Source organism: Burkholderia sp. AU33545 (assembly GCF_020419685.1).
Taxonomy (GTDB): domain Bacteria; phylum Pseudomonadota; class Gammaproteobacteria; order Burkholderiales; family Burkholderiaceae; genus Burkholderia; species Burkholderia diffusa.
This window is the reverse complement of record NZ_JAIZRQ010000007.1, coordinates 185,928-207,368: the sequence shown is the minus strand read 5'-3', so window position 1 is coordinate 207,368 and position 21,441 is coordinate 185,928. Positions and strand designations below refer to the sequence as shown.

General features: G+C 67.7%; 18 protein-coding genes and 1 pseudogene. 11 read left to right on the top strand and 8 right to left on the bottom strand.

What is annotated here, in order from left to right; all coding sequences use genetic code 11:
* Positions 1-150: 150 nt before the first annotated feature.
* From LGM71_RS23760 to scpA, 10 genes are read left to right on the top strand one after another with little or no spacing between them, the layout of a single operon-like run.
* The gene (locus tag LGM71_RS23760) at positions 151-633 is read left to right on the top strand and encodes an MSMEG_0572/Sll0783 family nitrogen starvation response protein (protein WP_059599615.1); all 483 of its coding nucleotides are present in this window, start codon (positions 151-153) and stop codon (positions 631-633) included.
* Between the two features lie 19 nt (positions 634-652).
* Positions 653-1,675: a Nit6803 family nitrilase gene (locus tag LGM71_RS23755; protein WP_059599702.1), complete on the top strand. Its 1,023-nt coding sequence runs from the start codon at positions 653-655 to the stop codon at positions 1,673-1,675.
* A complete protein-coding gene (locus LGM71_RS23750) occupies positions 1,668-2,738 on the top strand; it encodes an MSMEG_0568 family radical SAM protein (RefSeq protein ID WP_059599701.1) in 1,071 nt (356 codons plus the stop codon). The genes LGM71_RS23755 and LGM71_RS23750 overlap by 8 nt, the downstream gene beginning before the upstream one ends.
* Positions 2,739-2,740: 2 nt before the next feature.
* Positions 2,741-3,301: an MSMEG_0567/Sll0786 family nitrogen starvation N-acetyltransferase gene (locus LGM71_RS23745; RefSeq protein ID WP_226117060.1), complete on the top strand. Its 561-nt coding sequence runs from the start codon at positions 2,741-2,743 to the stop codon at positions 3,299-3,301.
* On the top strand, positions 3,298-4,284 hold the full coding sequence (locus tag LGM71_RS23740) for a sll0787 family AIR synthase-like protein (RefSeq protein ID WP_226116701.1): 987 nt from the start codon (positions 3,298-3,300) through the stop codon (positions 4,282-4,284). The genes LGM71_RS23745 and LGM71_RS23740 overlap by 4 nt, the downstream gene beginning before the upstream one ends.
* On the top strand, positions 4,281-5,465 hold the full coding sequence (locus tag LGM71_RS23735; protein WP_226116698.1) for an MSMEG_0565 family glycosyltransferase: 1,185 nt from the start codon (positions 4,281-4,283) through the stop codon (positions 5,463-5,465). The genes LGM71_RS23740 and LGM71_RS23735 overlap by 4 nt, the downstream gene beginning before the upstream one ends.
* Before the next feature lie 9 nt (positions 5,466-5,474).
* Complete coding sequence (locus LGM71_RS23730) at positions 5,475-5,759, top strand: MSMEG_0570 family nitrogen starvation response protein (protein ID WP_059599611.1); 285 nt, start codon at positions 5,475-5,477, stop codon at positions 5,757-5,759.
* A gap of 56 nt (positions 5,760-5,815) precedes the next feature.
* Positions 5,816-7,117: an MSMEG_0569 family flavin-dependent oxidoreductase gene (locus LGM71_RS23725; protein WP_226116686.1), complete on the top strand. Its 1,302-nt coding sequence runs from the start codon at positions 5,816-5,818 to the stop codon at positions 7,115-7,117.
* Positions 7,118-7,122: 5 nt separating this feature from the next.
* Positions 7,123-7,956, top strand: a complete 834-nt coding sequence (locus LGM71_RS23720; RefSeq protein WP_226116683.1) for a Pnap_2097 family protein — start codon at positions 7,123-7,125, stop codon at positions 7,954-7,956.
* On the top strand, positions 7,953-10,094 hold the full coding sequence (gene scpA, locus LGM71_RS23715) for a methylmalonyl-CoA mutase (protein ID WP_226116680.1): 2,142 nt from the start codon (positions 7,953-7,955) through the stop codon (positions 10,092-10,094). The genes LGM71_RS23720 and scpA overlap by 4 nt, the downstream gene beginning before the upstream one ends.
* Positions 10,095-10,158: 64 nt before the next feature.
* On the opposite strand, the pseudogene LGM71_RS23710 reads toward scpA, so the two are convergent.
* The 8 genes and pseudogenes from LGM71_RS23710 to LGM71_RS23675 all read right to left on the bottom strand — a co-directional run.
* A pseudogene (locus LGM71_RS23710) lies at positions 10,159-10,587 on the bottom strand (acetate--CoA ligase family protein); the annotation flags it as partial.
* Positions 10,588-10,807: 220 nt separating this feature from the next.
* Positions 10,808-12,766: a phosphatase PAP2 family protein gene (locus tag LGM71_RS23705; protein ID WP_226116678.1), complete on the bottom strand. Its 1,959-nt coding sequence runs from the start codon at positions 12,764-12,766 to the stop codon at positions 10,808-10,810.
* 236 nt (positions 12,767-13,002) lie between these two features.
* On the bottom strand, positions 13,003-14,523 hold the full coding sequence (locus tag LGM71_RS23700; RefSeq protein ID WP_226116676.1) for a sensor domain-containing diguanylate cyclase: 1,521 nt from the start codon (positions 14,521-14,523) through the stop codon (positions 13,003-13,005).
* 203 nt (positions 14,524-14,726) lie between these two features.
* A complete protein-coding gene (locus tag LGM71_RS23695) occupies positions 14,727-16,199 on the bottom strand; it encodes an NAD-dependent succinate-semialdehyde dehydrogenase (protein WP_124901924.1) in 1,473 nt (490 codons plus the stop codon).
* A gap of 108 nt (positions 16,200-16,307) precedes the next feature.
* On the bottom strand, positions 16,308-16,799 hold the full coding sequence (locus LGM71_RS23690) for an Lrp/AsnC family transcriptional regulator (RefSeq protein WP_006749694.1): 492 nt from the start codon (positions 16,797-16,799) through the stop codon (positions 16,308-16,310).
* Between the two features lie 85 nt (positions 16,800-16,884).
* Positions 16,885-18,285: an aspartate aminotransferase family protein gene (locus LGM71_RS23685; RefSeq protein WP_226116674.1), complete on the bottom strand. Its 1,401-nt coding sequence runs from the start codon at positions 18,283-18,285 to the stop codon at positions 16,885-16,887.
* A 160-nt stretch (positions 18,286-18,445) separates the two neighbouring features.
* Complete coding sequence (locus LGM71_RS23680) at positions 18,446-19,372, bottom strand: 2-hydroxyacid dehydrogenase (protein WP_226116672.1); 927 nt, start codon at positions 19,370-19,372, stop codon at positions 18,446-18,448.
* A gap of 12 nt (positions 19,373-19,384) precedes the next feature.
* Positions 19,385-20,245 carry a GNAT family N-acetyltransferase gene (locus LGM71_RS23675; RefSeq protein WP_124627510.1) on the bottom strand — a complete coding sequence of 287 codons (861 nt, stop codon included), beginning with the start codon at positions 20,243-20,245 and terminating at the stop codon, positions 19,385-19,387.
* A 479-nt stretch (positions 20,246-20,724) separates the two neighbouring features.
* On the opposite strand from LGM71_RS23675, the gene LGM71_RS23670 reads away from it, so the two are divergent.
* A complete protein-coding gene (locus tag LGM71_RS23670) occupies positions 20,725-21,393 on the top strand; it encodes a haloacid dehalogenase type II (RefSeq protein ID WP_059599594.1) in 669 nt (222 codons plus the stop codon).
* Positions 21,394-21,441: the final 48 nt, after the last annotated feature.

The window sequence follows — 21,441 nt, the reverse complement described above, 5'->3', positions numbered from 1 at the left end:
ACCGACTGCAGCGGCATTTTTCGATTGAATGATTGGAGAGTGATTGCATCGGGTCTGCGCCTGGTTGGCATATGCGTTGCGTTAATGAGCTCGCCCGGATTCGAAAGCGTCCGGGAACCTCACTCAACTCATTTTCAGACGGAGCGTGCCATGCCCGCAGTCAATCAGCCTCTGCACAAGAAGGGAGATTTCCTCGTCGACTACGAGGAAAAAGTATTCGAAGACGTGAAGGCGGAACCGGGCGAGAAGGCGCTCGTGACGTTCCACACGGTTGCGTTCGAGGGATCGATCGGCTTCGTGAACCTCCTGCAGGCGACGCGCCTGCAGCGCAAGGGGTTCGAGACGTCGGTGCTGCTCTACGGCCCCGGCGTGACGCTCGGCCTGCAACGCGGGTTTCCGACCCTGGGCGACGAGGCATTTCCCGGTCACCTGAACTTCAACAAGCAACTCGTCAAGTTCATGGAAGAAGGCGGGAAAGTCTATGCGTGCCGCTTTGCGCTGCAGGCGCTTTACGGGCATGGCGAAGCGTCGCTGATCGAGGGCATTCGACCGATCAATCCGCTCGACGTGCTGGATATCCAGCTGCTTCACCGCAAGGAGAACGCGCTGATCATCCACACCTGGACCGTTTGACCGAATGACGGGTGCCATCATGTCCGACAAACGCATCGTCCGGGCGGCAGCCGTCCAGATCGCACCCGATCTGGACCGCGCCGGCGGCACGCTCGACAAGGTCTGCGCGGCGATCGACGAGGCCGCCGGCAAGGGTGTCCAGCTGATCGTCTTTCCCGAAACATTCGTGCCGTACTACCCGTACTTCTCGTTCGTGCGGACGCCGGTCGCGTCCGGCGCCGATCACATGCGGCTCTACGAGCAGGCCGTGGCGGTGCCGGGCCCCGTGACGCATGCGGTTGCCGAGCGTGCGCGCCTGCACGGGATGGTGGTCGTGCTCGGCGTGAACGAGCGCGACCACGGCAGCCTGTACAACACGCAGCTGATCTTCGACGTCGACGGGCGCCTCGCGGTGAAGCGCCGCAAGATCACGCCGACGTTCCACGAGCGGATGATCTGGGGACAGGGGGACGCTGCCGGACTCAAGGTTGCGCAGACCGGTGTCGGACGGGTCGGTGCGCTCGCGTGCTGGGAGCACTACAACCCGCTCGCCCGTTATGCGTTGATGACGCAGCACGAGGAAATTCATTGCAGCCAGTTCCCCGGTTCGCTGGTCGGCCCGATCTTCGCGGAACAGATCGAGGTCACGATCCGCCACCACGCGCTGGAGTCGGGGTGCTTTGTCGTCAATGCGACCGGTTGGCTGACGGACGCGCAGATCGAGTCGATCACGGGCGATCCTAATCTGCAGAAAGCCCTGCGCGGCGGATGCAATACCGCGATCGTGTCACCAGAGGGGCAGCATCTGGCCGAACCCTTGCGGGCCGGCGAAGGGATGGTGATCGCCGACCTGGACATGTCGCTGATCACCAAGCGCAAGCGAATGATGGATTCGGTTGGCCACTATGCGCGGCCGGAGCTGCTGAGTCTTGCCATCAACGATCGGCCGGCGACGACGGTGACCCCGATGGGGATCAGCGGGTCGGCCGCACGCGACTTCGAGGGACATTGCCATGAGCGCGAACGCGAAACCGTCGGTGCAGAGCCGGCAATTGATGACTGAATTGCAGTCGGTGGGGCTGCGCCTCGCGGATCCGAGGGTTGGCGCCGCGAGCCGGCGCGGCGGCGCCGGACCATCCGATCACAAGGCCGTGACGGTCGACGGCGTGACCATCATGGTGCCCGTGCACACGAGCACCGCGTGGGATTCGCCGTTCGTCGCGGCGGCGCCCGATGCGGCGGGTGTCAGCCTGCTCTCGCGCGGCACTATCCCGATCGCGAGCATCAGCTTTCCGTCGAGCCCGCGCTTCTACGCGTTGCAGACGCTGGAGGGCGTGCCGTACTCGCACATCGCGACGCTGCATGGTGCCGATGTGCTTGCGACCACGGTGTTGCAGACCTGCATTCGCTACGAAAGCCGGCGCAAGACCTGCCAGTTCTGCTCGATCGGCCAGTCGCTTGCGGCCGGCCGGACGATCGCACGCAAGACGCCCGAACAACTCGCCGAGGTTGCGCGCGCTGCGGTCCTGCTCGACGGCGTCAAGCACATGGTGCTGACGACCGGCACACCGCCGACGCCGGATCGCGGTGCGCGCGTGCTGTGCGAAAGCGCGTTCGCGATCAGGGCCGCGGTCGATCTTCCGATCCAGGCCCAATGCGAGCCGCCCGACGACGACGCCTGGTTCGACCGGATGAAGGCTAGCGGGATCGATACGCTGGGCATGCATCTGGAGGCCGTGACGCCGGCCGTGCGCGAACGAATCATGCCAGGCAAGGCAAGCGTGCCGCTGTCCCGGTATATGGCGGCATTCCGCGCGGCCGTCGCGGTGTTCGGCCGCGGACAGGTCAGCACTTACATCCTCGCCGGGCTCGGCGACAGCGCGACCGCGATTCTCGACATGTCGCGCGAACTGATCGCGTTGGGCGTGTATCCGTTCGTGGTGCCGTTCGTCCCGATCAGCGGCACGCCGCTGGAGAGTCATCCCGCGCCGTCGCCGGACTTCATGCGGGCGGTGCTCGAACCGCTCGGCGCCATGCTGCGCGACGCCGGCATGCGCTCCGCCGACATCAAGGCAGGCTGCGGAAAGTGCGGCGCCTGCTCGTCGCTTTCGACCTACGAGGGGTGAGCATGTACTGCGCAGAGATGGGACTGGCCGATAGCCGCGACACCTACCGGCCTGCCGAATACCGGATCAAATGGGCGGAGCTTCCGTGGGAAATCGATGAAGCGTACAAGCTGCGCCGGGCGGTGTTCTGCATCGAGCAGGGGATCTTCGCCGGCGACGATCGCGACGATATCGATCGCCACGCGCAATTGCTGGTCGCGGTCAGCTGCTGCGCCGGGCTGCCGGAGCAGGTGGTCGGCACGGTGCGGATTCATGAAACCGTGCCCGGAACCTGGATGGGTTCGCGGCTCGCGGTGCATCCCGCGTTTCGCAGGCAGGGCCGGATCGGCTCGATGCTGATCGCGCTGGCCGTCAGCAGCGCGCATGCCGAAGGTTGCCGGACCTTCGTCGCACACGTGCAAGCGCAGAACGTGCCGCTGTTTCGTCGGCTTCACTGGGACGCGCTCGGCGAAGAAACGTTGTTCGGACGTCCTCATCAACTGATGCAGGCGCAGCTTGCACACTATCCGCCGTGCGGCACGCCGTTCGAGGGTTTCGTCCTGCGCGCGGAGGGGCGGCAATGAGTGTCGAAGATCGCATCGCAACGTTGCGCGCAAGCCGCGGCTTCCAGCACAAGCACGACATTTCCGGCGTGGTGGCGTCGCTCGCGGCGGCATTGCCGAACGGCGAACGGGATCTCGCACAGGCCGTTGCACTCGGCGACGACTGCGCGGCGATTCCCGACGCGGACGGCTACCTGCTATTTGCGATCGAGGGCATGGTCGGCGATTTCATCGAGTCGATGCCGTGGTTCGCCGGTTACAGCGGTGTGATGGCGAACGTCAGCGACATCTACGCGATGGGTGGGCGGCCGATCGCCGTCGTCGACGCATTGTGGAGCGACGGAATCGACGCCGCGCGCCCGGTGCTCGCCGGGATGGCCGCGGCGTCGTCGGCGTATGGCGTGCCGATCGTCGGCGGCCACAGCAACACGCGCAGCGCGCAGGGGCAACTGGCCGTATCGATCGTCGGCCGGGCGCGCGCGCTGCTGTCGAGCTTCAGTGCGCGGCCGGGCGATCGCCTGATGATGGCGGTCGACCTGCGCGGCGCATTCGAGGAGCCGTATCCGTTCTGGAATGCGTCGGTCGCCGCGCCGCCGGCCCGGCTGCGTGGCGATCTCGAGATTCTGCCGACGTTGGCTGAAGACGGGCTGTGCGATGCCGCGAAGGATATCTCGATGGCGGGCGTGCTCGGTACGGCGCTGATGCTCGTCGAATGCTCGCGCGTCGGTGCGCGCATCGAGCTCGACGCGATTCCGCGTCCGCCCGGCGTCGACTTCGATCGCTGGCTGACGGCCTTTCCGAGCTACGGATTCCTGATGTCGGCCCGGCCGGCGCATGCCGACGCGATCGCGGAACGCTTCGCGGCGCGCGGGCTCGCGTGCGCCGTGATCGGCGATATCGATGCAACGCGTGAGGTCGTCGTCGAAGAAGCGGGCGAAACCGCGATGCTGTGGGATTTCCGGATCGAACCGTTCATGACCGGCGTCGGCGGAGGTGTGCGATGAGCGGCGATACGTTGCGCATAGCGCTGCTTACCCACTCGGTCAATCCGCGCGGCGGTGTCGTGCACGCACTTGAACTCGCCCGTGCGCTGCACGAAACGGGAAGCAACGTCACCGTGTTCGCGCCGGCCGCGCCGGGCGAGGCGATGTTCCGCGAGGTCCCGTGCCGCGTCGTGCTGGCACGCGTCGATGGCCATCCGCGCAGCGTCGCTGAAATGGTGCGCGCGCGAATTTCCGCGATCAAGCACACCTTGCTGGAGAACGACGCAAGCGGGTTCGACGTTCTGCATGCACAGGACAGCATCACGGGCAATGCACTGGCCGAGCTGAAGCAGTCAGGGGCAATCGATGGATTCGTACGGACCGTACATCACCTCGACGTATTCGACGACCCGCAGCTCGAACGCTGGCAGGAGCGCGCGTGGCGAGAGGCGGATCAGGTGCTGTGCGTGAGCGCCGCCTGGGCGGCCACGATGCGGAACACGTTCGGGGTCGACGCAAACGCGGTGCCCAACGGCGTGAACGTCGCCCGGTTCGCTCGTGCGCACCAGGCGGACATGCAGGCGGTGCGGAAGCGATTCGGCCTGCACGGCGCGCCGGTTGTCCTGGCGATCGGCGGGATCGAGCAGCGGAAAAACTCGATTGCGTTGCTCGAGGCGTTCGCACGGCTGCGCGACACGATACCCGAGGCACGGCTCGTGATCGGGGGCGGCGCGAGTCTGCTCGATCACGATGCATATGCGCGCCGTTTCGTCGCGCGTGCCGCAGCGCTCGGGCTGGGCATCGGTGTCGACGAACCCGTCGTACCGACGGGGCCGCTGGACGACGCGGCGCTGATCGCGCTGATGCACTGCGCCGACGTGGTGTCGATGGTGTCGATCCGGGAGGGGTTCGGTCTGGTCGTCCTCGAGGGGCTCGCCTGCGGAAAGCCCGTCGTCGTGTCGGAAATCGCCCCCTTTACCGAGTATCTGGACGAGCGCGCGTGCATCTGGGCCGATCCCGACGACGTGGATTCGATCGCCGACGCGCTGTGCGATGCGCTCACGGGACGGCGTGCTCCCGATTTCGCACATGCCGTCCCCGCGCTGCTGAACCGCTTCACATGGGAAGCGAGTGCGCGCAGGCATCTGGACATCTACCAGGACAGGCTGGCGCAGCGTGCGCAAGCATCGTCCGCCGAGTGAGGAGGAATCATGCCGGTCATGCATTTTCGGGTTCGTTGGCCCGACCAGTCGGAAACCAATTGCTATTCGCCTTCGACCGTCGTGTCGGAATTCTTTGCGCCCGACACGCAGTACGCGCTTGACGATTTCGTCGAGCGGGCCCGCCGCGCGCTGGGTATCGCGTCCGATCGCGTACGCGAAAAATACGGGTTCGCTTGCTCGGCCGCGATGGACGAGCTGGCACGGATTGAAGCGCACGCGGAACGATTTGCGCCGCAGGGCGATGCGACCGTGACCGTCATCGAGCTCGTTTGAGGCGTCCGGCACACGGAAATCCATTGTCGTCTTCAACACACATTCAGGACTGCATCATGTCAAGCGAAAGCGTTGTTTCATCCAGCCTGCCGGATATCGATTCCCATCTCGGCGTAGCCGTCATCGGTGGCGGGCAGGCGGGATTGTCGATGAGCTACTACCTGCAGCAGGCAGGCATCGATCATCTCGTATTCGAAAAGGAAACCGTGACGCACACGTGGCGCAAGCAGCGCTGGGACGCGTTCTGTCTCGTGACGCCGAACTGGCAATGTGCGCTGCCGGGCTATCCGTATCGCGGTGCCGATCCGCACGGCTTCATGACGAAGGACGAGATCGTCGAATATCTCGACGGCTTCATCCGCAGCGTCGATGCACCGGTGCTGGAACACACCGCGGTCGAGCGCGTGGCGCGCGACGCGGACGGACGCTATCGCATCGCGACGTCGCGCGGCACGTACACGGCGGATCGGGTCGTCGTTGCATCGGGTGGCTACCATCGGCCGATCGTGCCGCGCATGGCCGAGCGGCTCCCTGCATCGATCGTGCAGATCCAGTCTTCGGAATACCGGAATCCGGCCGCCTTGCCGGACGGACCGGTTCTCGTGGTCGGATCGGGACAATCGGGTGCGCAGATCGCGGAAGACCTCCACCTCGCCGGACGAAAGGTGTTCCTCGCGGTGGGCGATGCCCCTCGCTGTGCCCGTTTCTACCGGGGCAGGGACGTCGTCGACTGGCTGGCAGACATGCAGTACTACGACATGCCGGTCGATGCGCATCCGCTGCGCGAAGGTGTGCGCGACAACACCAATCACTATGTGACCGGCCGCGACGGCGGGCGCGACATCGATCTGCGCCGCTTTGCCGTCGAAGGGATGGAACTGTATGGTCGGCTGGAGGATTTCACGGAGGGACAGTTGCGATTTTCCGCGGATCTGTCGGCGCGGCTCGACAGCGCGGACGATACGTACAACCGGATCAACGCCGGCATCGACGCCCATATCGAGAAGAACCGGATCGCGGCGCCGCCGGCGACGCGCTACGAACCCGTGTGGCGTCCGGCCGGCGAGCGCACGGCGCTCGATCTCGCGGCCAGCGGCATCGCATCGGTCATCTGGTGCATCGGCTTCACCCCGGATTTCAGCTGGCTGGATGCGCCCGTCTTCAACGGTCGCGGCTATCCCACGCACCGGCGCGGCGTGACGCCGGTTTCGGGGCTCTACTTCGTCGGGCTGCCCTGGCTGTACACGTGGGGTTCGGGTCGATTCTCCGGGGTTGCGCGCGATGCCGCCCATATCGTCGACCAGATCCAGGCAGAGATAACGGCCGGGCGGTGCTCGGCCGAAAGCCTGGCCGCCTGATGCCGATGCATACCGCCATCCATCGCTATCGGGCCGGCATGCCGCAACTCGCGCACACGGGGCTCGCGGAAAACTGGCTGCTCAAGGAGTGCGGGCAACGCCACTGGGACGCGCTGGCCGCGCATAGCGGCCGCGACGTGCCCGAGTTCTTCGACGATGAGGGGCGGCGTGCCTACGCGTCGTTCGTTGCGGTGCGCGTGGACATGAACCGCCGCCAAGCGATTTGCGAGAACGACACGTTCGCGCTTCATGTCGCGCTTCACCGGGTCGGCCCGATTCGCCATTTCAGCGAACAGCGGATCCGGCACGGCGACGAAGAAGCCGGAGTCGTGCGGATGATGTCGACGTTCGTGACGCGCGAACATGCCGGCAGCAACCGTTCGGTGATGAAGGCGCGAATGACCGGCGTCGACGGCCGCACCGGACCGGTCCCGGCCGATGCGCTGTCGATGGCGGAACGGGCGAAGAAGTTGCGGGTGCGGGATTTGTCGATCGTACCGGCGCTCGCCGGCCTCACCGAGGACGACGGCGCAAGCGTCTCGTTCCTGCCGTGCCCGAACATGGATTTCAACGGCGCGGACCTGCTGTACTTCGCCAGCTTCCAGGCATTCGTCGACCGCGCGGAATGGCAGCATTACCGCTTCGCGCACGCACCGGTGCTGGCGGCGCGTCAACTGTACTTTCACGGAAATCTCGACATCGGCGATGCGTTGACCGTGCGTTTCTTGCGTGCCCGACCTGATGCGGGGGGCTTGCTGCACTGGAGCGAAATCGTGCGCGACAGCGACGGGACGAAGATTGCCGACGTGATCACGCAAAAGCACTGGAGCCGGGCATGAACGAAGCGGCAACCATGGAGCCGGGCGCTGACGTGGAGAGCGTCGCGCGGAACGACCGAGGCGCGCGGACGGTGCCGCTGCGCACACTCTACACGCAGCGCGATCTCGAAGCGGTCGCGCATCTCGACGGCATGCCCGGGGCATGGCCCTATGTGCGCGGGCCGTACGCGTCGATGTATACCGATCGCCCATGGACGATCCGGCAATACACGGGGCACGCGGACGCGACCGATTCCAATCTCGCGTTTCGCACGGCACTCGAGCAGGGCGCGCAGGGGCTGTCCGTGGCATTCGACCTGGCGACGCAGCGAGGCTACGACTCGGATTGCGCCGACGCGCGGGCCGATGTCGGTGTGGCCGGCGTCGCGATCGATACGGTCGAGGACATGGTGCGACTGTTCGACGGCATCGCGCTCGACCGCACGACCGTGTCGATGACGATGAATGGCGCGGTCCTGCCGATCATGGCGGCGTTCGTCGTGGCCGCCGAGGAGCAGGGTGTGCCGCCCGCCCGGATCGGCGGGACGGTTCAGAACGACATCCTGAAGGAGTACATGGTCCGCAATACGTGGATCTTCGAGCCGGCGCCGTCGATGCGGATCGTCGCAGACGTCGCGTTGTGGCTGGCGGAGCACGCCCCGCGCTTCAATGCGCTGTCGGTGTCGGGATATCACTTCCAGGAAGCCGGCGCCGATGCCGTGCTCGAACTCGCGTTGACGCTGTCGAACGCGCGTGCGTACGTCGACACGCTGGCCGCACGTGGCATGCCTGCGGATGAAGCGTGCTCCCGTCTGAGCTTTTTTTTCGGCGTGGGCAGTGATTTCTATACGGAAATCGCCAAGCTGCGCGCGGCGCGTCTGCTGTGGGCGGAGATCGCGCATGCGTGCGGCGCGCGTTCGCCCCGGGCGTGCGCACTGCGCATGCATTGCCAGACATCGGGCTGGTCGTTGACGGCACAGGAGCCGGAAAACAACATCGTTCGCGTGACCGCGCAGGCGATGGCCGCGGCGTTCGGCGGCACGCAGTCGCTGCACACGAATGCGTACGACGAAGCGCTTGCGCTGCCCTCGGCGGCGGCCGCGCGCCTCGCTCGCAACACGCAGCTGATTCTGCAGCATGAAACGGGACTGTGCGACACGGTCGATCCGTGGGCCGGTTCGTACATGATGGAGTCACTGACGGACGGCATCGCCACACGTGTGCGCGCCGAGCTGGCTGCCATCGACGCGCAGGGCGGCGTGATCGCCGCAATCGAGTCCGGCTGGGTCAAACGGCGCTTGCTGCGTGCCGCGGCCGCGACGCAGGCGCAGGTCGATTCCGGGCGCCGGACCGTGGTCGGCGTGAACCGTTTCGTCGCGAGCGATCCGACGGACGCGTTCATGGTGCGCGAGGTGGACGGCCGTCATGTTCGGGCCGGGCAGGAACGGCGAATCGCAGCCGTCAAGGCCGCGCGCGATCCGGTGCGGGTTGCGACGGCGTTGCGGCGGCTGGCCGATGCGGCGCGCGACGGCACCGGAAACCTGCTCGCACTGGCGATCGACTGCATGCGGGCACGTGCGACCGTCGGGGAGTGTACGCGCGCGCTCGAATCGGTATGGCCGCGGCATGCCGCGGCGGTGGAAGCGGACGGCGAGGGTGTCTACGGCGACCATCGGCAAGGCGACGCCGCATGGCGGGCGGCGAAGGGCCGCGTCGACCGGCTGGCGAAACGGGCCGGCCGCCGGCCGCGCATCGTGATCTCCAAGCTCGGCCAGGACGGACACGACCGCGGTGCGGCCGTCGTCGCAGCCGCGCTCGAGGACGCTGGATTCGACGTCGTTCGCCTGCCGCTTTTTCAGCAACCCGCATCCGTGGCGGCAGCAGCGCAGGCGCACGGCGCCGATATCGTCGGCATTTCGTCGTTGTCGGGCGCCCACCTCGAGCTCGTCGAAGAGCTGCTCGACGAACTGGCATCGCATCGCGCCGAGATTCCGGTGGTGTTGGGCGGCATCGTTCCCGCCGCGGATGCGCGACATCTGAAGGCGAAGGGTGTCGCAGCGACTTTCGGGCCCGGCGTATCGCTCGACGCGATCGCCGAAGCGCTTTGCGCATGTATCGAGCGGGCTCGATGCGCACACCCGGCGGACGGCGCGAGCTGACGCGGGACGGCCGGCCGTTCATGCGACAGCGGTTGCGTCGCGCGAACGATCGGCCGCAGCCGCGTCAAGCGAGCAAGGCAACGCCGTCGGCCGCTCGCACGCCTTGGCCGGCGTCGAGCACGAACAGCGGATTGATCTCGGCTTCGACGAGCCGCTCGCCGAGCTGAAGCGCCATCCGCGAGAACGCCACGAGCGCGGCGGCGAGCGCTTCGACATCGGGCGCGAAGCCGGCCGCGATCTCGACGTCGCAGCGCATGCGCGTGAGACGCCCGCCGATCCCGCCCGCGCTCAGGCCGACCGCCACGCCGCCGACATTGCTCTTGTGCGTGATGCGGTTCGACAGACGCTCGAGCACGACGCGATCGTCGAAGTCGCGCGCAGCCTGCTCCGCATCCGCGGCGGTGCGGACGATGCGTTCCCGCGCGGGCGGGATGCCGAAGCGCGCGAACAGCGCCCTGTCCTGCGCTTCGTCGAGCGCCTCGGCCGGCAGGTCGGCCAGGTCGACCGCAATTGCTTCAACTACATTGATCGCACCAACATCGGCTGCGCGGCGCTGACGATGAACCGCGATATCGGCCTGACCGTCAGTCAGTTCGGCATGGCGGCCGGGCTGTTCCGGAGGGCGGGTGCAATCCACGTGGATGCGGGCACCCATCAGGCGCGGCGCGGCGGAAAGTCCGAAGCGATGAGCGTCCCGCGCGCACCGCTCCGGATCATGACGCCGACAACCTCATCGACACCCCCGTCGCCGTATAAACCGGCGTCGCCTTGAACCCGTCGACCGTCACGGTCGAGAACTTCGCTGAAGCCGCCGCGCCGTCGATCAGCGCGATCGTGTCGCCGGCCTTCGGCGCATAGCCGTTCACGAACTTCACGTGCAGCGTGCCGCCCGCGACGGTGAGCGGGCCGCCGACACGCAGCCGTCCGCCGCCGTTGCCGTCGATATCGAGTTCGAGCGTCGTGTTGTCGAGCTGCGTGTAGCGTGTCGCGACCGTCACGGGCGACGCGGCCGCGATCCGTACGCTGCCGCCCGAGCCGACATAGACGTCACCGGTGCCGAACGCGCTCGCCGATGCAGCGGAGAGCGTGCCGCCGCTCACCTGCGTGCCGCCCGTATAGCTGTTGTTGCCGGCGAGCGTCAGCGTGCCGGTGCCTTGCAGCGTCAGCTTGCCGGCGCCGCCGATGTCGTTGCGCCACTGGTCGGCCGCATTGAGCCCGCCCTGGGATGCATCCATCGACACGACGACGTTGCCGCTGAACGCGCCGTAACCGTCGGCCGCGGCGAACAGGTTCAGGCGGCCCCAGCCTTCCGCGTCGTCCATCACCGGATAGCCGGACTGCACTTCGGTGGTCTTCAGCACGACGCGCCGCTGATCCGCGCTCAGATACGGGAAGCGCGTCTGCAGCAGAATTTCCGCGCCCTTCGGCACCACGGGCGGCGCGCCGGTCGATTCGATCGTGCCGAAGCCGAACGTCATGCGGCGCGCGAAGGCCGTCTTGTTCGTCGCGTAATCGGCAAACCGGTCGGTGGTCGGCGTGCCCGAGTGCGCGAAGGCGGCGAACGTCGTATCGGTCGTTCCCGTGAGCTGCTGCAGCGTCTGATGGGCTTGCGCATACGCAGCCTGCGCGTCGCTCGCGTACGCGGTCAGGTTCGCCGCGCTGATCGCGAGCGCGAGCATGCGGCCGCCGATCACGTCGAGCGGCGAGTGCATGCCGGCGAGGATCCGGTTTTCGCCGAGTTCGAGGCCGCGGCTGACCATCTCCTGGAAGCGCTCCGGCACGAGCCACGCCATCGTCATCGCGTCGCGCACCGCTTCGGCCGTGTGGCCGCTGATGAAGCCGCCGTCGGTGGCGGGCGTCGTGCTTTCCGCCGGCACGAGCGTCGGCGCGACGACCACGCTCGTGCTCCAGCGGTACGGCCGCGCATACTTGTAGAAGCGCTTCGACGGCTCGGTCGACGCGTTGTTGCCCATCTCGTTGAGCAGGTCGACGACCTTGCCGAAGTTCGTGTTCGTGCTGCTGCCGACACCGACGTTGTTGCCGGAATCGTTGTACAGCACCGTCGTCGCGTCGGCGGGCACGCTGGTGATGCTGGTCGTCTGCTGGGCCGCGGTGCGCCATGCGTCGGTGAGCGGCCCCATGCCGTCGGTCACGCTGTAGCCCTTGCCGCGCCGGTCGTCGAAGTAGGCGGCGTCGGCCTGTTGCTGCGTGCGGGCGGTGGTTGCGTTGATCACGTACTGGACATTGGCGTTGAGCACCGTGTCGTTCAGGATCGTGCCGCAAGGCGTGCCGCTGCCGGGCAGGCCCGAGCAGGTCGACGGCGAGATCGCCGGAAACGCGCCGTTGGCGGGCGCGCTCACGCCGGCATCGACCAGCATCGTCGCCGGCTGCCACAGGTCGAGGAAGCGGCTCACCACGCGCACGGCGGCGTTGGTCGACAGCGTTGCATAGCGCGCGTCGCCGCGCTGGTTGGTCGCGATGTTGTCGACGAAGGCCGGCACGCTCGGCACGGGCGCGCTGTCGACGAAACCGGGGTCGGCCGGCGGTGCCGGCATGGCCGCGCTGGTCGCGGTGGTCGACGCGACATCGTCGCCGCCGCCGCATGCGGCGAGAACGATCGCACTCGACAGCGCTGCGACGTGCAGCGGGAAACGGCTTCGTGACGCAAACATGCGAGACTCCATCCTGAGTGTTGAAGATGGCGGATTGTCGTGGGCGATCGTGACGCAGCCGTTAAGGATTTGTTTCGGGTCGCGGACGATGCGCCCGAATGTTCACTATGTGGTGAATTCGTGATGCTGAACGTTTGCGGCCCGATCGATTCTGCCGTCGGCCGATGTTCTGCAGCGTGCGGATACGGGCAGGCGGTGCTCGCGCGGGTGCTTGAAGGAGAGCGGAACCGGCACGGTCAAGCCGGTTGAGCCAACGACTTCGCGTCGGCGTGGCACACGCGGTTTCTGCCCTGGCGCTTCGCCGCATAGAGGGCGAGGTCCGCCTGATGCGACAACGCGTGCACGGACCTCGGGTGCGCGCGGTGCCCGGTCGCGCAGCCGATGCTGACCGTGAAAGCCGGAATCGTCGCGTCGAACCCGTCGAGCCGGTTGCGCTCCACGGCGCGGCGAATCGCCTCGGCGACCTGCGCGGCGCCGCCTTCGTCCGTATCGGGCAACACGGCGACGAATTCCTCGCCGCCGTAGCGCGCGGCGAGATCGCCGCGCCGCCGCGTATGCGCACGGATGCACTCGGCGAGAAAGCGCAGCGCGACGTCGCCTTGCGCATGGCCGTACCGGTCGTTGTACTGCTTGAAGTGGTCGGCGTCGATGAACAGCACCGACAGGCTGCCGTCGCTGCCGCGCTGCAGCCGCTCCCATTCGTCGGCGAGCGCGGCATCGAGCGCGCGACGGTTGTGCAGGCCCGTGAGCGGATCGGTGCGCGTCAGGTCGGTGAGCAGCGTCTGCTTGCGCAGGTTGTCCCGCAGCGCGAACGCGAGCAGCCATACCACCGCGCAGAACAGTGCACCGATGACGGACGCAGACACACCGACCGTCCACGCGAGGTGCGTGGTGCCGGCCAGCACGTCGCGCTCGGCCGGCGCGACCACGGCAATCAGCGGCGTTCCGGGCACACGCTGGAACGTATAAAGCCGCACGGTGCCGTCGATGCTCGAGCGCGCCACATAGAAACCCGATTCGCGGTTCACCATCCGTTCGAACGACTTCGAGCGGCGCAGGCGGACCATCTGGTGATCGCTCAACGGCGGGTTGCGCGCGAGGATCGTGCCGTCCGCGCGCAGGATTGCGCTGACGCCGTGCGGCCCGACGTTCAGGCGGGACAGGAGGCGATCGAAGTAGGCGAGGTCGATGGCGACGACCGCGATCCCGTCGAACGTGTGATCCGCCCGCTCGATGCGCCGCGACAGCGCGATCGATTCCGTGTCGCCGCGCGAACGCGCGCGATACGCCTCGGACACGTAGAGGCCGACGTTGTCCGCATCGCGATGGACCTTGAAGTAGTCGCGATCGCTGAAGTCCCAGTTGTGGGTCGGGCTGCAACAGCCGTCGATCAAATGGCCGTAGCGGTCCGTCACGCCCATGCCGGTCACGTATTGCGCCGCCGTGCGCTCGAACAGCACGTCGTGACGCAGCCCGGCGTCCATGCGTGCGACGGCGGGATTGCCGAGATCGATGGCCAGCGCGACGAGCGCATTGTTGGACGTTTCGACGGTGCGCGCGATCTCGCTGACCAGGACGGCCGCGACATTGCGCGACGTCTCGTGCGCATGCTCGACGACTTCGCTTCGCGCGGCCCACAGCGTCGCTGCGCTGATGCCGAACGCCGCGAGCGACATCAGCGTGCCCAGCACACCGACGATCAGATGGTGGCGGCCGGCCCAGTCGGCAATTTTCTCGATCGAAGTGAATGCAGGCATTGCTCGCGTTCGTGCGGGGAGCCGGCTGCGACCGCAGCGGCGCGGGTCAAATCCAGGTTAACGGCACCGTTAACCGGAAATCGAGGCCGGCATGCGAAGCGATGACTGCATGGGTGCCGCAAACGTATGCGGCCGGAGCACGCCGGTCGCGGCGCGCCGCGCAACGGAACGCAGCGGCCGCGGATGCGGGCGGCTGCGCGGGATCAGTCGAGCCCGCCCTGGCACAGATACTTGATCGACAGGTAATCGTCGAGTCCGTAGCGCGAGCCTTCACGGCCGTAGCCCGATTCCTTCACGCCGCCGAACGGCGCGGCTTCGCTCGCAAGCGCGCCCTCGTTGATGCCGACGATGCCCGTTTCGAGCCGCGCCGACACGCGCGCGATGCGGCGCACGTCCTGCGTGTAGAAATACGCGGCAAGCCCGAACGGCGTGTCGTTCGCGGCGTCGACGGCTTCGTCCTCGGTGGCGAACCGAAACAGCGCGGCGACGGGGCCGAAGGTTTCCTCGCAGGTCAGCTGCATGTCGGCGGTGGCGTCGGCGAGCACCGTCGGCGCGTAATAGTTCGGCCCGAGTTCGGGCAGGCGCTTGCCGCCCGTGAGCACGCGTGCGCCGCGCTCGATCGCGTCGCCGACGTGGCGCGCGATCTTGTCGATCGCGCGCGCGTTGATCATCGGGCCGATCTGCGCGGCCGGGTCGGTCGCCGGCGCGACCTTCAGCGCGGCGACGCGCGCGGCGAGTTTCGCGGCGAAGGCGTCGTAGACGCCGGCCTGCACATACACGCGATTCGGCGACACGCAGGTCTGGCCACCGTTACGGAACTTGGCGGCCATCAGCCCGTCGACCGCGGCGTCGAGCTCGGCATCGTCGAACACGATGAAAGGCGCATTGCCGCCGAGTTCCAGTGACAGCTTCTTGAGCGTCGCGGCCGATTCGCGCGCGAGCAGCTTGCCGACGGGCGTCGATCCGGTGAACGTGATCTTGCGTACGCGAGCGTCGGCGAGCCAGTCGGCCACCGCGTCGATGCCGCGGTCACGCGACGCGGCGATCAGGTTCAGCACGCCGGGCGGCACGCCGGCTTCCTGTGCGAGGAAGGCCAGCGCGAGCGCCGTGAGCGGCGTGTCTTCCGCCGGTTTCGCAACGACCGTGCAACCGGCCGCGAGCGCGGGAGCGATCTTGCGCGCGATCATCGCGAGCGGAAAATTCCACGGCGTGACTGCGGCGACGATGCCGATCGGCTCCTTGACCGCACTCAGCCGCTTGCCGCGCTGCTGCTGCGGAATCAGGTCGCCGTAGGTGCGCGTCGCCTCCTCGGCGAACCACAGCACGTACGACGCGCCGTACGCGACTTCGCCGCGCGCTTCGGCGAGCGGCTTGCCTTGTTCGCGCGACATCAGCGCAGCGAGATCGTCGGTGTGCGCGACGATCGCCGCATGCCAGGCGCGCAGGATGGCGGCCCGTTCGCGAGCGGGCGTTGCGCGCCATCCGGGCAGCGCGCGCGCTGCCGCGTCGGTCGCGGCGCGCGCGTCGGCGGCGCCGCTGTCGGGTGCGTGGGCAACGATCTCGAGCGTCGCGGGATCGGTGACGTCGAAGCGGCGGCCGTCGAGCGCATCGCGCCAGGTGCCGTCGATCAGGTTGGCGGTGCGAACGAGTTCGGTTCGGGACAGCGTAAGCGGCATGACAGATCCTTGGATGGGGCGATTCGGTGACGACGGCAGCGGCGCGGGCGCGCGACTACCCCGCGCGGACGGCTAGCCGCCGCGTTCGTGGATGCCGCGCGCCGTCCGTCAGTGACGCTCGCCGAACAGCGATTCGAGCGGGTAGTGCCGTTTGACGAACGGCGACTTGATGATGACGTAACTGAAATACTTCTCGATGCCGATGTTCTGCTCGAGCAGCCCTTCGACGATCGTCTGGTAATGGCTCACGCTGCGCGTGATGAACTTCAGCAGATAGTCGTAGCCGCCGCTCGCGAGGTGGCACTCGACGATCTCGTCGACGTTGCGGATCGCCGCGACGAAACGATCGAAGTCCTCGCGCCGGTGGTCGGCCAGCGTGACTTCGGTAAACACGACCTGCACGTCGCCGAGTTTCTCGAGCTGGATGTGCGCGCCGTAGCCGCCGATGTAGCCGGCCTTCTCGAGCCGCTTCACGCGGATCAGGCAAGGACTGGGCGACAGCCCGACCGCATCGGCCAGTTCGACGTTGGTCATGCGGCCGCGCTTTTGCAACTGGGAGAGGATGCGCAGGTCGATGCGATCCAGCTTGCTGTCCGTCATGTTCACGTGAGAGGGAAAAAATGGAATGTCCGGTTACTTTAGAGTCGAACGATGGCCGCCACAAGCCCGGCTTTCCCTTGGCCGGTCAGGCCGGCTGCGCGTGCGCGGCGTCGAGCGCGCGTTGCACGTCCGCGTCGGCCAGCACGTCGTCGAGCGTCTTGCGCACGCGTTCGAACATCAGGTCGAACTCGCCCGCGCTGAAGCTCAGCGCCGGCGCGAAACCGAGCACGCCGTCGCCGAATGCGCGAAACACCACGCCGTTCGCGTACGCGGCGGCGGCAATCCTGTCGGGCACGTTCAGCGCAGGGTCGAAGCGCGTCTTGCGTGCCTTGTCGGCGACCAGCTCGAGCGCGCCGAGCAGCCCGACCGAACGGGCGTCGCCGACGAGCGGATGCGCGCGCAGCGCATCGAGCCCCGCGGCGAAACACGGCGCCATCGCCTGGCCGTTCGCGAGCAGCCCGCCTTCGTGATAGAGCTTCAGCACCTCGAGGCCGATCGCCGCGCTGACCGGATGCGCGGAATACGTATGGCCGTGGCCGACCGCGGGCGAATCGGCGCGGCTACCCGCGATCCCTTCGTAGATTTCATCGGACATCAGCACGGCCCCCATCGGCGCATAGCCGGCGGTCAGCCCCTTCGCGACGGTCATCAGGTCCGGGTCGACCTGCTCGGTCTCGCACGCGAACAACGGGCCCGTGCGGCCGAAGCCGGTGATCACCTCGTCGGCGACGAACAGGATGCCGAGGCGCCGGCACGCGTCGCGCATCGCCTTCAGCCAGCCGGCCGGCGGCACGATCACGCCGCCGGAACCCTGCACGGGCTCGCAGAAGAAGGCCGCGACGTTGTCCGCGCCGAGTTCGGCGACTTTCGCTTCGAGCGCGGCGACCGACGCGGCGATCAGCGCCTGCGAATCGTTGCCGAGCGGGTGGCGATACGGGTAGGGCGACGGGATGTGGTGCTGGTCCGCGCGCGGCAGGTCGAAGTGACGGTGGAACGCGGGCAGCGCGGTGAGGCCGGCGCCGATCGACGACGAGCCGTGATAGCCGCGCTCGAGCGCGATCATGTGCTTTTTCGTCGGGCGACCGGTTGCGTTGAAATAGTGCGTGATGAAACGCACCGCGGAGTCGATCGCATCCGAGCCGCCGAGCGTGAAGTACACGCGATTCAGCGACGGCGGCGCGAGCGCCGCGAGGCGTTCGGCCAGCTCGATCGCGGGTCGTGAGCCGAAATGGAAATAGCCGGTCGCGTAGGGCAGCTTCGCCATTTGTTCGGCGGCGGCCTTCACGATGCTGTCGCGGCCGTAGCCGACGTTCACGCACCACAGGCCCGAGAACGCATCGAGCAACGTGTGGCCGTCGGCGTCGCGCAGGAACACGCCTTCGGCGGATTCGAGCACGGTGACGCCGCGCGCCTCGTGCGCACGATAGTTGACGACAGGGTGGATCAGGTGTTGACGATCGGCTTCGATCAGCGCGGCTTGGTTCATGGCAGGGCGGGACTCTCGTCGGGTGTCAGCGTGAGGTCATGCTACCGGGCGAGAAATCCGCATGCGTCTTCAATTTGCGGCCTGAAACGTACGAAAGCGGTGTTTGCACGGGGCGCTTCGGCATTTTCTGCTGCGCGCCCCGCGGGGCCGGGCGCGCGTGTCAGTAGCCGCGTGCGCGATCGACGACGCCGATCATCGGCTGCCCCGCGCGATGGCGCGCGAGGTTTGCGAGTACGGCGTCGGCCGCGGTGTCGGGCCGCGTCGCGCTGGCGATGTGCGGCGTGATGCGAACGCGCGGATGCGTCCAGAACGGGTGGCCGGCCGGCAAAGGCTCCGGGTCCGTCACGTCGAGGATCGCGCTGTCGAGGCGGCCGCTGCCGAGCGCGGCGAGCAGCGCGGTCGCATCGAGCTGCGGGCCGCGCCCGACCTGCACGAGCGATGCGCCGGCCGGCAGCGCGTCGAACACACGCGCGCCGAGCAGGCCGCGCGTGTCGTCGGTGAGCGGGAGCAGGCAGATCAGGATGTCGGTGCGGGCCAGGAACGCGTCGAGCGCCGCGTCGCCCGCGTAGCAGTCGATGCCGTCGAGCGTGCGCGGCGTGCGGCTCCAGCCGGCGCACGGGAAGCCGAAGCGCAGCAGCGTGTCGAGCACGGCCTGCCCGAGCGTGCCGAGCCCGAGCACGCCGACGCGTCGCGACGCAGCGGCGCGCACCGGCTTCTCGCGCCACACGTGCTCGCGCTGCTGCGCCGCATAGTCGAACAGGTCGCGATGGATCGTCAGCACGGCCTGCGTCATGTATTCGACCATCCCTTCGACGATGCCCGGCTCGATCATCCGCACGACCGGGATGTGCGCGGGCACGCACGACAGGTCGAACTGGTCGATGCCGGCGCCGACCGAAAACACGATCTCCAGATTCGGCAGCAGCGCTAACGGATCGTCGGGCGGCTGCCACGCGGCGAGATAGCGCACGGCTTCGGGATCGCCGATGTCCGGCCAGATCCGGAACGCGAGGTCGGGCGCCTGTTGCGCGAAGCGCTGCGCCCATTGCGCGCCGCGCACCGGGTCGGCCTTGTAGAGAAAGCTCATCGTGCGTGCGGTTCAGCCGAGCGCCTGGTTGACGATCGCGAACGCGCGCAGTGCCGGATCGCGGGCAGGCGCCGCGCCGCGCGCCATCGCGACGACGGTGTCGACGCGCGGCAGGCCGAGCCCCTGCAGCCAGTCCGACAGCCCGCTGTCGCCCGGCACGTCGACGCGCACGAACATGCCTTCGTGCAGCGCGAGCCAGTGGCTGATAAGCGCCTGCGCGCGCAGCGCGTCCGGTGCGATCACGGGGCCGATCACGTGGCCGCGACCGAAACGGCGAAAGAGCGCGAAGCCGAGCAGTTCGCCGTCGCGGTCGAGTGCGATCCCGTTGGCGACGCCGAGCAGCGCTTCGATCACCGCATCGCGCGGGTAGCCGGCCGCGCGCGATGCGAGCGCGGCGAGGCGCGGACCGTCGTTGGTGCCGAGCGGGCGCAGCCGCTCGCCCGGCGGCAGGGAGATCAGCGGCGGCTGGAACGCGGCGCCCTGGTGCTGGTCGATCGTGCCGATCGCCGCGAAGCCGAACTTCACGTAGAGCGGTTCGCCGGACGGTGTCGCGTGCAGGAGGATCGTGCGCGTGCCGAGGCTGTCGACGACGCGCGCAAACAGTTCGCGGCCGATGCCGCGACCTTGGCGCTCGGGCGACACGATCACCATGCCGAGCGATGCGTGCGACTCGCCGAAGCGCCAGCCGAGCGCGGTGCCGACGATGCCGGATTCGTCTTCGGCGACGAAGCCGCTGCCGAGCTGGAATGCGAAGCGCCAGTCGTCGAGCCGGTGCGGCCACTTGACTGCTTCCGACAGCCGCAGCGCGGCAGGCAGGTCGGTCTCGGCGAAAGGACGATAGGTAAGCGTGCTGGAAGAATTGAGGTCGGCCACGCCGGACTCCGGATGGGTAGGAATGACATGTCGACTGTGCCAGCGCCACCACGGCGCGGATAGGACGATTCGCCTGTTTTCCGGCGGCGACGAGCGCGCGAGAGAGATCGACGCAAACCCGCTCGATCGGCGTGCGCGAACGCGCGGATCGTGCCGCCTCGGCCCGGCTTCCCGGCAGCTTCTGCTGCATGAACGCCAGTACGATGGAAGCGGGGTGGCGCGCCGCTCGCTGCCGCGCCGAACCGCGTGGCGGCCACGCCGGGCGCGCGCGTCGCGGTTTTGCGAGAGCCGTCGGCCGGCCCGAGCGCACCGCCCGGAATCGCACCGCAGATCGTGCCGTGCAGCGCGCCCAACACGCGGTGATTCTGCGTTTTGACCGGCGTCGAACGATGCGCGAAGGACTTTTTGCCCTGATTCAATTTCGTACAACCCAGCCCGTCCCCGGCCCTGCCGGGGCTTCACACCGACAGGACGTCACCATGATCCAATTTGAACCGAAGTTCATCACGTTCGACTGCTACGGCACGCTGACCCGCTTCCGGATGGCGGAAATGGCGCGCGAGGTCTACGCGGACCGGCTGTCGCCGGTCGCGATGGAGGAATTCGTGCGCGCGTTCGCCGCCTATCGGCTCGACGAGGTGCTCGGGGCGTGGAAGCCGTACCGCGACGTCGTCGTCAATGCGATCCGGCGCACCTGCGCGCGCATCGGCGTGCAGTTCGACGAGGCCGAGGCCGAGCGTTTCTATCATGCGGTGCCGACGTGGGGTCCGCATCCGGACGTGCCGGCCGGGCTTTCGCGGCTGGCCACGAAGTACAAGCTGGTGATCCTGTCCAACGCGTCGGACGACCAGATCATGAGCAACGTCGACAAGCTCGGCGCGCCGTTCCATGCGGTGTTCACCGCGCAGCAGGCGCAGTCGTACAAGCCGCGGATGCAGGGCTTCGAATACATGTTCGGCAAGCTCGGCTGCAAGCCGGAGGACGTGCTGCACGTGTCGTCGAGCCTGCGCTACGACCTGATGACGGCCGAGGACCTCGGCATCAAGCACAAGGCATTCGTGAACCGCGGCCACGAGCCGGGCACGCCGTTCTACAACTACTACGAGGTGTCGGACATCGGCCATCTCGCGACACAGCTCGGGCTGTAAGCGACGCCGCGCCGGCGTGGGGCCGCGTGCCCTGCGCGCGCGGCCGTG

Excerpts from the sequence above, each read along its gene's own strand:
- LGM71_RS23745 (WP_226117060.1), top strand. The coding sequence starts at position 2,741 with ATGTACTGCGCAGAGATGGGACTGGCCGATAGCCGCGACACCTACCGG.
- LGM71_RS23730 (WP_059599611.1), top strand. The coding sequence starts at position 5,475 with ATGCCGGTCATGCATTTTCGGGTTCGTTGGCCCGACCAGTCGGAAACC.
- LGM71_RS23735 (WP_226116698.1), top strand. The coding sequence starts at position 4,281 with ATGAGCGGCGATACGTTGCGCATAGCGCTGCTTACCCACTCGGTCAAT.
- LGM71_RS23670 (WP_059599594.1), top strand. The coding sequence starts at position 20,725 with ATGATCCAATTTGAACCGAAGTTCATCACGTTCGACTGCTACGGCACG.
- LGM71_RS23740 (WP_226116701.1), top strand. The coding sequence starts at position 3,298 with ATGAGTGTCGAAGATCGCATCGCAACGTTGCGCGCAAGCCGCGGCTTC.
- LGM71_RS23695 (WP_124901924.1), bottom strand. The coding sequence starts at position 16,199 with ATGCCGCTTACGCTGTCCCGAACCGAACTCGTTCGCACCGCCAACCTG.
- LGM71_RS23685 (WP_226116674.1), bottom strand. The coding sequence starts at position 18,285 with ATGAACCAAGCCGCGCTGATCGAAGCCGATCGTCAACACCTGATCCAC.
- LGM71_RS23755 (WP_059599702.1), top strand. The coding sequence starts at position 653 with ATGTCCGACAAACGCATCGTCCGGGCGGCAGCCGTCCAGATCGCACCC.
- LGM71_RS23680 (WP_226116672.1), bottom strand. The coding sequence starts at position 19,372 with ATGAGCTTTCTCTACAAGGCCGACCCGGTGCGCGGCGCGCAATGGGCG.
- LGM71_RS23700 (WP_226116676.1), bottom strand. The coding sequence starts at position 14,523 with ATGCCTGCATTCACTTCGATCGAGAAAATTGCCGACTGGGCCGGCCGC.
- LGM71_RS23720 (WP_226116683.1), top strand. The coding sequence starts at position 7,123 with ATGCATACCGCCATCCATCGCTATCGGGCCGGCATGCCGCAACTCGCG.
- LGM71_RS23750 (WP_059599701.1), top strand. The coding sequence starts at position 1,668 with ATGACTGAATTGCAGTCGGTGGGGCTGCGCCTCGCGGATCCGAGGGTT.
- LGM71_RS23705 (WP_226116678.1), bottom strand. The coding sequence starts at position 12,766 with ATGTTTGCGTCACGAAGCCGTTTCCCGCTGCACGTCGCAGCGCTGTCG.
- scpA (WP_226116680.1), top strand. The coding sequence starts at position 7,953 with ATGAACGAAGCGGCAACCATGGAGCCGGGCGCTGACGTGGAGAGCGTC.
- LGM71_RS23690 (WP_006749694.1), bottom strand. The coding sequence starts at position 16,799 with ATGACGGACAGCAAGCTGGATCGCATCGACCTGCGCATCCTCTCCCAG.
- LGM71_RS23725 (WP_226116686.1), top strand. The coding sequence starts at position 5,816 with ATGTCAAGCGAAAGCGTTGTTTCATCCAGCCTGCCGGATATCGATTCC.
- LGM71_RS23760 (WP_059599615.1), top strand. The coding sequence starts at position 151 with ATGCCCGCAGTCAATCAGCCTCTGCACAAGAAGGGAGATTTCCTCGTC.